At 31.3% G+C, this 12712-nt stretch carries 14 protein-coding genes; 10 read left to right on the top strand and 4 right to left on the bottom strand.

Annotated features, from left to right (window positions below):
* Positions 1-24: 24 nt before the first annotated feature.
* Positions 25-1008 carry a Gfo/Idh/MocA family protein gene (locus CLOCEL_RS13910; RefSeq protein ID WP_010076671.1) on the top strand — a complete coding sequence of 328 codons (984 nt, stop codon included), beginning with the start codon at positions 25-27 and terminating at the stop codon, positions 1006-1008.
* Positions 1009-1068: 60 nt separating this feature from the next.
* On the opposite strand, the gene CLOCEL_RS13905 is transcribed toward CLOCEL_RS13910, so the two are convergent.
* Both CLOCEL_RS13905 and CLOCEL_RS13900 read right to left on the bottom strand, forming a co-directional pair.
* Positions 1069-1389, bottom strand: a complete 321-nt coding sequence (locus CLOCEL_RS13905; protein ID WP_010076670.1) for a hypothetical protein — start codon at positions 1387-1389, stop codon at positions 1069-1071.
* 55 nt (positions 1390-1444) lie between these two features.
* Complete coding sequence (locus CLOCEL_RS13900) at positions 1445-2113, bottom strand: response regulator transcription factor (protein ID WP_010076669.1); 669 nt, start codon at positions 2111-2113, stop codon at positions 1445-1447.
* 311 nt (positions 2114-2424) lie between these two features.
* Here CLOCEL_RS13900 and ptsG (CLOCEL_RS13895) point away from each other — a divergent pair, with 311 nt between their 5' ends.
* Both ptsG (CLOCEL_RS13895) and ptsG (CLOCEL_RS13890) read left to right on the top strand, forming a co-directional pair.
* Positions 2425-4455 carry a glucose-specific PTS transporter subunit IIBC gene (gene ptsG, locus CLOCEL_RS13895; protein ID WP_010076668.1) on the top strand — a complete coding sequence of 677 codons (2031 nt, stop codon included), beginning with the start codon at positions 2425-2427 and terminating at the stop codon, positions 4453-4455.
* 165 nt (positions 4456-4620) lie between these two features.
* Entirely contained in the window at positions 4621-6639 is a 2019-nt protein-coding gene (gene ptsG / locus CLOCEL_RS13890) for a glucose-specific PTS transporter subunit IIBC (protein ID WP_010076667.1), read from the top strand.
* Between the two features lie 202 nt (positions 6640-6841).
* Here the strand turns inward: ptsG (CLOCEL_RS13890) and CLOCEL_RS13885 are convergent, their stop codons facing one another.
* A complete protein-coding gene (locus tag CLOCEL_RS13885; RefSeq protein WP_010076666.1) occupies positions 6842-7402 on the bottom strand; it encodes a GNAT family N-acetyltransferase in 561 nt (186 codons plus the stop codon).
* Between the two features lie 92 nt (positions 7403-7494).
* On the bottom strand, positions 7495-8184 hold the full coding sequence (locus CLOCEL_RS13880) for an HAD family hydrolase (protein ID WP_013291794.1): 690 nt from the start codon (positions 8182-8184) through the stop codon (positions 7495-7497).
* A 258-nt stretch (positions 8185-8442) separates the two neighbouring features.
* On the opposite strand from CLOCEL_RS13880, the gene CLOCEL_RS13875 reads away from it, so the two are divergent.
* From CLOCEL_RS13875 to radC, 7 genes are all read left to right on the top strand, one after another.
* The gene (locus CLOCEL_RS13875) at positions 8443-9027 is read left to right on the top strand and encodes a hypothetical protein (protein ID WP_010076663.1); all 585 of its coding nucleotides are present in this window, start codon (positions 8443-8445) and stop codon (positions 9025-9027) included.
* Positions 9028-9202: 175 nt separating this feature from the next.
* Positions 9203-9673 (top strand): deoxycytidylate deaminase, encoded by a 471-nt coding sequence (locus CLOCEL_RS13870; RefSeq protein ID WP_010076662.1) that lies wholly within the window; start codon positions 9203-9205, stop codon positions 9671-9673.
* A 63-nt stretch (positions 9674-9736) separates the two neighbouring features.
* A complete protein-coding gene (locus CLOCEL_RS13865) occupies positions 9737-10216 on the top strand; it encodes a GNAT family N-acetyltransferase (protein WP_010076661.1) in 480 nt (159 codons plus the stop codon).
* A 90-nt stretch (positions 10217-10306) separates the two neighbouring features.
* Positions 10307-11056 carry an SPOR domain-containing protein gene (locus CLOCEL_RS13860; RefSeq protein ID WP_010076660.1) on the top strand — a complete coding sequence of 250 codons (750 nt, stop codon included), beginning with the start codon at positions 10307-10309 and terminating at the stop codon, positions 11054-11056.
* A gap of 89 nt (positions 11057-11145) precedes the next feature.
* Positions 11146-11403 carry a DUF4321 domain-containing protein gene (locus CLOCEL_RS13855; protein ID WP_010076659.1) on the top strand — a complete coding sequence of 86 codons (258 nt, stop codon included), beginning with the start codon at positions 11146-11148 and terminating at the stop codon, positions 11401-11403.
* 17 nt (positions 11404-11420) lie between these two features.
* Positions 11421-12008: a Maf-like protein gene (locus CLOCEL_RS13850; protein ID WP_010076658.1), complete on the top strand. Its 588-nt coding sequence runs from the start codon at positions 11421-11423 to the stop codon at positions 12006-12008.
* Positions 12009-12695: a RadC family protein gene (gene radC, locus CLOCEL_RS13845; RefSeq protein WP_010076657.1), complete on the top strand. Its 687-nt coding sequence runs from the start codon at positions 12009-12011 to the stop codon at positions 12693-12695.
* Positions 12696-12712 lie beyond the last annotated feature (17 nt).

Genomic DNA, 12712 nt, shown 5'->3' with positions numbered 1-12712 from the left:
CATACTAAGTTAGGAGATGAAGGTATGAATAAGGTTAAATGGGGAATAATGGGTACAGGTGCTATTGCAAATACTGTAACAGAGGCGATAAAAATTATTCCTGAAGCAGAACTTGTAGCAGTAGCTTCTAGAACAATAGAAAAAGCAGAAGAATTTAAAAATAAACATGGAATGAAACTTGCTTTTAGTAGTTACGAAGAATTAGCTAAAAGTGAGGATATAGACATAGTATATGTAGCAACTCCACATTCTTTCCATAAGGAAAATGCTATTTTGTGTATTAATAACGGGAAGCATGTGTTGTGCGAAAAACCATTTACAATTAATGCAAAAGAAGCAAAGGCAGTCATTGACTTTGCAGAAGAGAAGCAAGTGTTTTTGATGGAAGCAATGTGGACCAAGTTTTTACCAGTTATAAAAAAAGCAAAGGAATGGGTAGATAATGGTGAAATCGGTGATGTTACAATGGTCAACGGTAACTTTTGTTTCTATGCTACAATAAGAGATGCGAAAGCTAGACTATTTAATCCTGAGTTAGCGGGAGGTTCTCTTTTAGATATAGGGATATATCCTATATCCATTGCGTCAATGATTTTTGGAAGAGAGCCAGAAGAGATATTAACTACTGCTTTAATCAGTGAGACAAATGTAGATGAACAAGCAGCAATGATTTTTAAATATCCTAGTGGGGCTATAGCGACCTTAAGCTGTTCCTTTAATAATGACTCTGATTCAGACTTTAATATATTTGGAACTAAAGGGAGAATACATATTCCAAGCTTTTGGGGAGCTGTAGAAGCCACACTTGTTAAGAATAATGGAGAGAAAGAATTGTTCAGAAAAGAACATATAAAGAATGGTTATGAATATGAGATCCAAGAGGTATGTGATTCTATAATAAATGGAAAAGTGAAAAGTGACTTTTTGCCTCCAAAGGATACTTTAGCTATTCTTAGAACTTTAGATAAAATAAGAGAAATATGGGGGCTTAAATATCCTTTGGAATAAATCTAAGATATTTCTCTAAATAAAATAACCATGCTAACATCCTATTAGCATGGTTATTATTTATGTTAAAAAATCAAAAGCTCTATGAACCTTAAATGCATCTAAATCATCGTCAGTGTCCCAAGTTGGGGTACTGCTAGTTTTATTGGTAGATGTAGTTGAAGTAGTATTACTGATAGTTGAAGAAGTAGTTTTATCATTCATTGCGGGAGTTTTAATAGTTGTGACACCGTAAGTTGTTTTTTGAGAGTTATTATTGGTCTTACTATTACCTCCGCTGATATGATTGTCTTTATTGCTTTCATTCTCTATATATAAATATGTGAGAGTTGAAGCTACTACTGCAGTACCTACCATGGATAAAAGACCATATTTTTTCATACAAAGAAACCTCCATATAATTTTTACATTAGTATTTTATCCATAATATTTATTACTATGCTTCGAATTTATAACCACTGCCACGAACTGTAGAAATAACGGTTGCTTTATCCTTAAGTTTTTGCCTTAATCTTTTAACATTGGTGTCAACAGTCCTAATGTCCCCTTCATAGTCAAAGCCCCAAACCTTTTCAAGGATGTGTTCTCTTGAAAGAGCGATACCTTTATTTTTAGCAAGATACAAAATAAGATCTATCTCCTTCGGCGTTAAGTCTAAGGTTTCTCCACTCAATATAACTTCTCTAGATAATTCATTTATTATTAAGTCATCGAATTGAAGAACGCCATCTTCCTTCTCATCTTCTTTTATTCTTTTTAAAACAGCTTTGATTTTGGCTACTAAAACTTTAGGACTAAATGGTTTTGTTATGTAGTCATCAGCTCCAGTTTCATAGCCTATTAGCTTATCCTCTTCTTGAGATTTTGCAGTTAACATTATGATGTGAACATCAGAAATTTCTCTTATTTTTGAACAAACTGTAATACCGTTTAATTTCGGTAACATTAAATCTAGAACTATCAAATCAATATTGTTATTTTTAAATTTTTCAATTGCAGATACACCATCAACTGCTTCAATTATTTCAAAACCTTCTTTTGAAAGATAGTTACAGATAAGTTTTCTTATTCTATCATCATCTTCTACAACTAAAATCTTATTCATATTACTTGAAACCCCTTTTGCTTAAAAAGTATATTAAATTCCATAATAAGTATCTAAATTATACCACAAAACAAAAGAAGTATGAGGATGGAACATTAAAAAATTTCTATTTCTATAAGTGTTAATAAGATTTTTGTATTTAATTTGTATTACATTGATAAAAGCAATGTAGAGTTAAATCAGAATATGTATTATCGAAATAATCACCTTGGATAGTTTATAAATTATTAGGATTAAGGATACTAAATGATATATTAGGTAATAATAAATTCGATAAATTATAATTTTTTTCTTCTAAAGGAGATGAATTTATGGGTAAAAAGCTATTTGGAGTTTTGCAGCAAGTTGGGAAAGCTTTAATGCTTCCAGTAGCACTTCTTCCTGCTGCTGGTATGCTTCTTGCTTTTGGTACTATGTTCCAACAAGAGTACTTTTTGAAGTATGCTCCAATTTTCGATGTTACATGGGTTCAATCTATTGCAAAGGTTATGTCTTCTTCAGGTGACGTAATCTTCGGTAACCTACCCTTACTATTTGCAGTAGGTGTTGCAGTAGGCCTTGCTGGCGGTGAAGGTGTTGCTGGTCTTGCAGCGATAGTTGGTTTTTTAATTATGAATGTAACTTTAGGACTTGCGGCAGGTATAACTAGTGATATTGTTTCAAAGAATCCAGCTTATGCATTGACTTTAGGTATTCCAACCTTACAAACAGGAGTATTCGGTGGGATAATAATAGGTGTTGTAGCTGCTATTCTGTATAAGCGATTTTTTACAATTGAGCTTCCTTCATATTTAGGTTTTTTTGCAGGAAAAAGATTTGTGCCTATAATAACTGCTGTAACAGCAATTGTTGTTGGACTAATTTTGACTATAATTTGGCCACCAATACAAATTGGATTAAACAGCTTTTCCACTTTTATGTTAGATAAAAATAGAGCATTAGCAGCTTTTATTTTTGGAGTAATAGAAAGATCATTAATTCCTTTTGGACTTCATCATATATTTTATAATCCATTTTGGTATCAATTTGGTGAGTATACAAACAAAGCTGGTCAGATAGTTAATGGGGATCAAAAAATATTTTTCGCTCAGCTAAAGGATAATGTAGATGTTTTTACTGCAGGAACCTTTATGACGGGTAAGTTTCCATTTATGATGTTCGGGCTTCCAGCAGCAGCCTTAGCCATATATCAAGAGTCAAAGCCAGAGAAAAAGCAATTAGTAAAAGGACTTATGGTATCAGCAGCCTTGACATCATTTTTAACGGGGATAACTGAGCCTCTTGAATTTTCATTTTTATTTGTGGCGCCAATACTTTTTGCAATTCATGCAGGCTTTGCAGGTTTATCATTTCTATTGATGCACCTTTTTAATATAAAAATTGGTATGACTTTTTCTGGTGGAGTAATAGATTTTATCTTATTTGGAGTTATACCTAATAAAACTAGATGGTGGTTAGTTATCCCAATAGGTTTATGTTTTGCAGTTATATATTATTTTGGTTTCAAGTTTGCAATAAAAAAATTTAATTTAAAGACGCCTGGAAGAGAAGATGAAGAAACAGCTGTTAGAGTAACAAATGCTTCAGGGTCAGAATTGGTAGTAGGTATATTAGAGGCTTTAGGTGGAAAAGAAAATCTAAAAGATTTAGATGCTTGTATTACTAGGTTGAGGGTTCAAGTAAAAGATAAAGGAAAGGTAGATAAAAATAGACTTAAAGCTCTCGGTGCTTCTGGTGTTTTGGAAGTAGGAAATAATATTCAGGCAATTTTTGGACCGAAATCTGATACCTTAAAAACTCAAATACAAGAATATATATCTAGTGGTAGTGTTTCAACTACTATGAAAAGTAACCAGAGCGATGTAGAACCTTGCGAAGTTATATCAAAAGAAATTGACTTTGTTGCCCCACTTAGTGGAACCATTGTAAGTCTTCAAGATACAAAAGATCCAGTGTTTTCAGAAGGGTTAATGGGTGATGGCTTTGCTATTGAACCTTCATCAAATGTGGTTGTATCACCTGTAGATGGAACTTTAGTTACTTTATTTAATACAAAACATGCTATTGGTATTACTGCGGATACAGGACATGAGATTTTAATTCATGTTGGTATGGATACAGTTTCATTAAAAGGGGAAGGGTTTACAGCTTTTATGGAACAAGGTGATAGGGTAACAAAGGGGCAAAAAATCTTAGAATTTGATTTAGAGGAGATGAAGAAAAAAGTGCCATCAATGATTACTCCTATAGTATTTACTAATCTTAAAGATGATGAAAAAATTATCGTTAAAATTGGTGATAAAGTTAAAGTGAATCAAAAAAATATAGTTGAAATAGAATAAAAGCTATTGCATAAGTTAAAAGTATAGTATATAATCTGATGTATAAAAGAAAACGTTCACGTGTAACTGATTCGATCAGGCATGAGTAAGGAAAAGATGACTAAGGTTGAAAAACCTAGGTCCTCCTTGCTCATGCCTTTTATTTTTTAAAAAGGAGAAGAAAATATGGGAAAAAAGATTTTTGGCGTTTTGCAACAAGTTGGTAAAGCATTAATGTTACCAGTTGCTCTTTTGCCAGCAGCAGGTATGCTCTTAGCATTTGGAACTATGTTTCAACAGGAATATTTCTTAAAGTACTTACCATTTTTTGATGTAGCATGGATACAATCAGCAGCAAAGGTTATGTCAGCATCAGGAGACATTATATTTGGTAACCTAGCATTATTATTTGCAGTAGGTGTAGCAGTAGGTATGGCAGGCGGTGAAGGCGTTGCTGGACTTGCAGCTATAGTTGGATATTTAATTATGAATGTATCACTTGGACTAGGTTCAGGTATAACCTCTAGTATGGTGGGAACAAACCCAGCTTACGCTTCTATTCTTGGAATTCCAACTTTACAAACAGGGGTTTTTGGTGGAATAATAATTGGTATTATATCAGCAATGTTATATAAGAAATTCTTTAAAATTGAATTGCCATCTTATCTTGGTTTCTTTGCAGGAAAAAGATTTGTACCAATAGTTACAGCAGTAGTCGCAATAGTAACAGGATTAGCATTAACAATAATTTGGCCTCCAATCCAAAATGCATTAAATAGTTTTTCAATATTTATGTTACAAAAAAATCCTACAATAGCAGCCTTTATATTCGGTGTTATTGAAAGATCACTTATACCTTTTGGTCTTCATCATATATTCTATAATCCATTCTGGTATCAATTTGGAGAATATATAAATCAAGCTGGAGAATTAATTACAGGAGATCAAAAAATATTCTTTGCTCAATTAAAGGATAATGTAGATGTATTTACAGCAGGAACCTTTATGACTGGTAAATTCCCATTCATGATGTTTGGTCTTCCAGCTGCAGCGCTTGCAATATATCAAGAAGCTAAGCCAGAAAAGAAACAATTAGTTAAAGGTCTTATGGTTTCAGCAGCATTAACAACATTTTTAACAGGTATTACAGAACCATTAGAATTCTCATTCTTATTCGTAGCTCCAGTATTATTCGGAGTTCACTGTATATTTGCAGGTTTATCTTTCATGACAATGCAACTTTTAAATGTTAAGATAGGTATGACTTTCTCAGGAGGACTTATCGACTTTATGTTATTTGGTGTAATTCCAAATAAAACAGATTGGTGGTTAGTAATTGTTATAGGATTATTCTTAGCAGTTATTTACTACTTCGGATTCAGATTTGTTATTAGAAAGTTTAATTTAAAAACTCCTGGTAGAGAATTAGAAGAAGAAACAGGAAAAATAGATCTTGCGGGTTCTGAACTTGCTATAGAAATCCTTGCAGCTTTAGGTGGAAAAGAAAACTTAACAAACCTTGATGCATGTATAACAAGATTAAGAGTACAAGTTAAAGATATTAAGAATGTAGATAAAGCTCAGCTTAAGAGATTAGGTGCCTCAGGAGTTCTTGAAGTTGGTAATAATATTCAAGCAATTTTTGGGCCAAAATCGGATACACTAAAAACTCAAATTCAAGAGTATATTTCAAGTGGCGCGGTAACAACAACAGCAAAGCCAGTAGAAACTAAAAAAGTATCAGTTGGGAAGAATATAGAGATTATTTCACCATTAAATGGGACATTAGTAGAATTATCAGCTGTTAAAGATCCAGTATTTTCAGGAAAAATGATGGGCGAGGGTTTTGCAATTGATCCAGTAGATGGCGTAGTGGTTTCACCAGTGGATGGTGTTCTAACAACTCTATTCCCAACAATGCATGCTCTTGGAATAACAGCTAATGATGGACAAGAAATTTTAATCCATGTTGGTACGGATACAGTAAGCTTGAATGGTGAAGGCTTTGAGGCAATGGTTGCTCAAGGTGATTCTATAAAAGCGGGACAAGCGTTGATCAAGTTTAATTTAGAAGAAATAAAGAAAAAAGTTCCTTCAATAGTTACACCTGTAGTATTTACTAATTTAACAGGTGATCAAAAGCTTTCAATTACTTCAGGTAAAAAAGTTAAAGCTGGAGATAAGATATCTATAGATATGGAATAAAGCTTACCAAATTACTACATGGATAATTTAAAAAAGTACCAGGGATCTCTTTTGCATACTAAATATTATCCAATGTAATATAATGTGAAACGGTAAATTTGACTTTAGAAAAAGGAGTTTTGTCGCTAGCAGTTTAGCTAGTGCTCAACTCCTTTTTATGTTTTATAAGGCTTTAAAAGAAATCTACAATAAGTGTACTAGCTTAAATAGGCATAAAATCCGTTCTTAGAATAGAATAATACAACCTGTCCACATATATACCATTCTCATAGAAGTAGTGGCGTAACGAGCCTTCGTAAACAAATCCACACTTTTCAATAACCTTTTTAGAAGGGATGTTTATTGATTTGTGACTTATCTGTATTTTATGTAAGTTTATCTTATCAAAGCCATAGCTAATAATGGCTTTTGTAGCCTCAGTAGCAAAACCTTTTCGCTGAAAATGAAGCCCAATACAATATTCAATTTCTGCAAAGTGGTTTTTGTTATCCACTAAAAAATAGGCAATCTGGCCTATACATTCATTTGTTTCTTTAAGAATAATAGCCCATCTGTAGTAATCCTTCTTTTCGTAAGAGGTTATATATTTATTAAGAAGATCATTAACTTCATCTTTTGTTGTATAAGCAGGTTCGCCGTATAGTGCTTGAAGTTCAGGATAGGATATCCAATACTTCAACATATCATCACTATCCGAATACTCAAACTTTCTTAATAGTAGGTTCTCAGTTTCAATTTCATTAGTTCCAGTGTGTGTTAGCATAATATAGCCCCTTCTTTAAAGCAAAATAATGATAGAAGATAGGTAGTTTTTTATGGAGAATACCTTTGAATTAAAGAATTCATAGTAGAGAACTACCTATTTACTATCTCTAAAATTTCATAAAAATCGTTTATAAAATAGTCTACATCATCTTTGAATAGATTCAGTTCTTCTTCTGTTCTTTTTAATAAATAGGAAGTCATTATAGTTTTTATACCTAGTCTTTTAGCGCCTTTTAATTCGTTAAATCCGCCATCACCTATGAAAATACATCTATCTGGAGTTGTATTCATTTTCTTAAGTGCAATTTCATATATCTCCCTTTGAGGCTTTAAGAATCCAACTTTGTACGAAAATATAGCTTTATCAAATATCTGACCTAAAGGGGAAGACTCCCAATGCATAACATCAATTACATCAGCATTACTAATTAAGCAAAGTTTCTTTCCGGAGTTCTTTAGCTCTAAGATAACCTTTAAGATATTGTTATCTATATTAGTTAATGAATTCTTAAATCTATGTTCTCTCAAATTTAGCATTTCAAGTTTCTCATTTTCACTTAGTTGCATACCTATTTTGCTTACTATATTTTCGATTATTTGTTGAGGATTTATCTCTTTACCAGTTGCTCTTTTTAAATATAGCTCAGAGTCTTCAGAATGTTCTTCCCACTCTTCTACGGACATGCCTATGATATCATTTTCGTTTTTGAAATCATTATACCGTGGTGTTACTAGAGTAAAAAATAGATCAAATAATATCACATCAATATTATTTTTCATGGTTAATCAGCATCCTTTAAAATAGAATAGAGGGTAATAGAAATTGGTTTTTATGTATTCATAAACTTTCAGATGTAGTTTCAATAATAAAACTTACATATAAGATTTTATTATAAGCATAATGTAAAAATAAGTATCCATTATATATAAATTATATCATAGTTATTTAATTGGATAAAATGATAAGAAAGAACAATCAATTCTAATAAATGAAGAACATATAATGAAAATAAAGCAATTGTGTTTTGGAGAATAGATATGGGCAGAAAATATTTTTATTCTGTGCAAGGTGATAAAAGGATAGAGAGTATTTTAAAACACGGCACATATTTAGATTATGGTAATCATGGAGTCGTATATAGGGTTTCTAAGGACAAGGTTGCTAAAATTTTTTGTGAGGCAGATGTCTTCGAGAAAGAATTAGCGATATTAAGAAGAGCTAGTGGCAACAAAGCCTTTCCTAAGGTATATGGAGTAGGAAAATACTACATTATTAGAGAGTATATTGATGGTGAGAGGTTAGATATCTACATTAAAAATAATCCTTTTGACAAAAAAGTGTATGTAAACCTATATGTATTATTACAAGAATTAAAAAAAATGAATTTTAAGAAAATTGATTTAAGACTAAGGGATTTATATCTTCAAAAGGATAAAACAATAAGAGTTATAGACCCTAAAAACAGCCTTACAAAGTCTATGCCATATCCAAGACATCTAATGAAAAATTTGCACTCTATTGGAGCTTTATACGATTTTTTAAGAGTAGTAAAGGAAATATCACCTTGGGATTATGAATTTTGGTCAAAAAGTTTTAAAGAGTATTTAGCTAATAACGAATAATGTTGCTAAACTATTAAAGTGATGATAAATTAGTTTATAGAAACTTAAGTTTTTATAAATTAAAGGGGATTTCTAACTTTTATCACAATAGATAAAATTATAATTGATAAAGGTTTGAGCTTTAGTTTGTAGAAATTATATATAAGGTAAAGAGAAAAGAGAGAGGTAAAAGCTAATGACAGAAAAAAGCTATACGATTGTAAAAAGTGATAAACCAAAGAAGGAAAGACAAGGTTGGAATGAATATTTTATGAATTTAGCTAAGCTTGCAGCAGAAAGATCTACTTGTGATAGAGCTAATGTTGGAGCTGTAATAGTTAACAGTGAAAATAGAATAGTAGCAACTGGCTATAATGGAAGTGTAGGTAGTAAAACTCCACATTGTGATGATATTGGTCATGTAATGAGAGAAAATCATTGTATAGCAACTCAACATGCTGAAATAAACTGTCTTTGTTATTGTGCAAAAGAAGGCATTCCTGTGAAAAACTCTGTTATATATGTTACACATTTTCCTTGCTTAAATTGTACCAAAGCATTAATACAAGCTGGTATAAAAAAGATATATTATTCAAATGATTACAGAATAGATGATTATGCTTTAGAACTTTTAAATATAAATGATATATTGTATGAAAAAATATAAAAAATAAAAGGGGATATATTTAATTTGTAGAATAATCTTAAATAGAGAAGAGGGGATTTAAAAATGCTGAATGTTTCTATTGAAGATAATTTATTTATAATTAAAAGTATAAAAGAAGAAGATTTAAAACATATAGAGGCTTGGCTTATAGATCAAAGAGAGGTAATAAATACAAAAGAACTTTATGAAAGATTTTTAGAGTACTACTTAAGCGAAGGAGAATTCTTTTTTAAGATTCAAGAGCAAGATAATATTATAGGAATTTTTAGGGGAAGAATTGAGTTCTACGAATATAATAAAGCATGGCTATCTTTCTTTATTTTTGATAAGAACAGTGATAAAGGATACATATTGGATAGTATAATAGATTATTTCAGAAAAAATTATTCCGTTAGGGAAATTGAAACTGGAGTTATTAGCAGTAATATAAAAGGTATTAAATTTTTAAAAAGCCATGGCTTTGAAGTTGCTCGAATATCTAGAGGATATTTTAAAGACAATGGTGAAGAAAATGATATGATGATTATGAGAAGAATAGTATAGTCTCCAATAGGAAGATTATACTATTTGTAATTTTATCTTGATTTCTTTCATATTATTTAAGTAAGTAATAGGAGAGGGGTAAGATATATTATGAAATATACAAGGATTGATTTAGGGAAAAGAAAAAAAGATAGTTTTCTTGCTACCGGTACTACTTTTATGGTTTTGATATGTGCAGTTATCCTTGGGACTGTAATTTTTAATCTGTGGTTAAAACCTTCAGGGAATGTACAAAATCAATCGTCTGCAGACAGCATTGCGACTTATACCGAAGCTAATGACAATGGTGGTGCAACTGAAGGTAAAGAAGCAATCCAAAGTAATGAATCCGTTGAAAATAAAGAATTTATTTTAGTTCAAGCTGGAGTTTTTAGTAGCAAGGAAAATGCAGATAAAATGTTTCAAAGATTACAAAGTTTTTGCACCCCTTTTCTTGTGGAGGAAAACGGAAAGAATAGAATATTTGCTGGAATCTATGTTTCTGGAGAAGAACAACCATTAGTTGATACACTTCAAGGGAATGATATAACCATAGCTAAGATAAAAAAGAGTATAGAGCCTAAAGACGTTTGTAGTGACGAAACTATGGAAGTGATAAAGGCGACGGTTACAGTTGTAAATAAGTTATATAAGAAAGATGTTAAATCGGTAAATACTGCAGAATTTAAGAAATGGGTTCAAGAACTTAAAGAAATACAGGGAGAAGATGAAAGGATAAAAAGTCTAAAAGAATTTAAAGACTTTATATTAACTCTTCCAGATAATATTTCGAGAGATCAATTAACGGATATACATAAGGAAATGTATAAGTTAATGAATTCCTCAATGAAAAGTGCTTAATATAAAGCGCTTTTTTTTTTAAATACTTGTATGCAAAAATATTAAATGTTAAACTAATAGATATGTGATGTAGAGTGGGGTAAAAAATAATGGCTAGTAATTCAAAAAATAAACTTGTTTATGCTATACTTATTATTATGGGTGCTATTAGTGGAACTATTATAGGAGAAATATTAGGTAGCAAATTTAGCTTCTTAAGTTTTCTTAAAACCTATTTTAGTATAGGAGTTACGAAACCAGTGTACCTTGATCTTTACTTTGTTAATTTTACTTTTGGTATTTCCTTTAATATTAATTTAATGACTATAATAGGCATATTATTGGTTATAATATTATTTAGGAAATAAATAGGGTGTGATAGATTATGAAGTTTGTTTTAGCATCAGCTTCACCAAGAAGAAAGGAACTCATTAATAGGGTTCTTCAAAATGTAGAAATAATACCTAGTAAATTTGATGAAAATTCAATCGAATATAATGGAGATGTTGTAGCTTATGTTCAAGAATTAGCCTTAAACAAAGCTTTAGATGTATTAAAAGATTGCAGTGGTGAATATATTATTATAGGCTGTGATACTGTAGTATATAATAATGGGAAAATATTAGAAAAGCCTAAAAATGAGGATGAGGCATTTGCTATGTTGAAATCCTTAAGTGGCGCTGAACATTCAGTATTTTCAGCAGTAGCTATTGTCAATTCTAAAACAAATAATGTTGTTAGATTTCATGAGGAATCTAAGGTTAGATTTTCAGAGCTTACTGATGAAGAAATACTGTCTTACATAGAGACTAAGGAACCTTTCGACAAAGCTGGAGCCTATGGAATACAAGGCTATGGTGGTTTGTTTGTTGAAGCTATAAATGGGTGCTACTATAATGTTGTAGGTTTGCCTATAAATAAACTTTATAAAACTTTAAGAGCAATGGGGGTAAATTCAAAAGGAGAATTATAAATGTCTCAAATTGTAAAAGTTAAGGATTTACCAGAAAATGAAAGACCAAGAGAGAGACTGCTTTTATACGGTGCAGAAACTTTATCAAATAGTGAGCTTTTAGCGGTTATACTTGGAAATGGAAGTAGAGAGGAAAATGCAATTTCGCTTAGTAGTAGAATTATTCAGAAAAGCGGAGGAATCAACGGCCTTTTAACGCAAGGAACTGAAGAACTTTTAGCAATTCGTGGAATAGGTAGGGCTAAGTGTGCTCAAATAATTGCATTAACTGAGATAGCTAAAAGGTTTAATGGATTTAAGTCAGGTGATAAATATAAAATAACCTGTCCTAAAGATGCTGCAAATTTAATGATAAAAGATATGAGCCTTTTAAGTAAAGAGGTGCTTAGAATTATAATGTTGAATGTAAAAAACTTCGTTGTAAAAATCAAGGATGTGTCTATGGGAAGTTTAAATTCTTCAATAGTTCATCCAAGAGAGGTCTTTGTGGACGCAATAAAAGAGGGAAGTGCATCAATTATAATTTGTCATAATCATCCTTCAGGCGACCCTACGCCAAGCAAAGAGGATATAAATATTACATTGAGGCTTAAGGAAGCTTCGAAAATCATTGGAATTGATTTATTAGACCACATTATAGTGGGAAATGGAACTTATGTAAGTCTAAAAGAAAAGGACGTCTTATAATCGAAAGGAGATTTTAA

The sequence above is a fragment of the Clostridium cellulovorans 743B genome, assembly GCF_000145275.1.
Classification (GTDB): Bacteria; Bacillota; Clostridia; order Clostridiales; family Clostridiaceae; genus Clostridium_K; species Clostridium_K cellulovorans.
Note: the sequence above shows the minus strand (reverse complement) of the source record. Positions and strands in the feature narration are given on the sequence as shown.

Coding starts and splice junctions, on each gene's coding strand:
- ptsG (WP_010076667.1), top strand. CDS start 4,621: ATGGGAAAAAAGATTTTTGGCGTTTTGCAACAAGTTGGTAAAGCATTA.
- CLOCEL_RS13885 (WP_010076666.1), bottom strand. CDS start 7,402: ATGCTAACACACACTGGAACTAATGAAATTGAAACTGAGAACCTACTA.
- CLOCEL_RS13880 (WP_013291794.1), bottom strand. CDS start 8,184: ATGAAAAATAATATTGATGTGATATTATTTGATCTATTTTTTACTCTA.
- CLOCEL_RS13900 (WP_010076669.1), bottom strand. CDS start 2,113: ATGAATAAGATTTTAGTTGTAGAAGATGATGATAGAATAAGAAAACTT.
- CLOCEL_RS13860 (WP_010076660.1), top strand. CDS start 10,307: ATGAAATATACAAGGATTGATTTAGGGAAAAGAAAAAAAGATAGTTTT.
- CLOCEL_RS13910 (WP_010076671.1), top strand. CDS start 25: ATGAATAAGGTTAAATGGGGAATAATGGGTACAGGTGCTATTGCAAAT.
- radC (WP_010076657.1), top strand. CDS start 12,009: ATGTCTCAAATTGTAAAAGTTAAGGATTTACCAGAAAATGAAAGACCA.
- CLOCEL_RS13865 (WP_010076661.1), top strand. CDS start 9,737: ATGCTGAATGTTTCTATTGAAGATAATTTATTTATAATTAAAAGTATA.
- CLOCEL_RS13850 (WP_010076658.1), top strand. CDS start 11,421: ATGAAGTTTGTTTTAGCATCAGCTTCACCAAGAAGAAAGGAACTCATT.
- ptsG (WP_010076668.1), top strand. CDS start 2,425: ATGGGTAAAAAGCTATTTGGAGTTTTGCAGCAAGTTGGGAAAGCTTTA.
- CLOCEL_RS13855 (WP_010076659.1), top strand. CDS start 11,146: ATGGCTAGTAATTCAAAAAATAAACTTGTTTATGCTATACTTATTATT.
- CLOCEL_RS13870 (WP_010076662.1), top strand. CDS start 9,203: ATGACAGAAAAAAGCTATACGATTGTAAAAAGTGATAAACCAAAGAAG.
- CLOCEL_RS13875 (WP_010076663.1), top strand. CDS start 8,443: ATGGGCAGAAAATATTTTTATTCTGTGCAAGGTGATAAAAGGATAGAG.
- CLOCEL_RS13905 (WP_010076670.1), bottom strand. CDS start 1,389: ATGAAAAAATATGGTCTTTTATCCATGGTAGGTACTGCAGTAGTAGCT.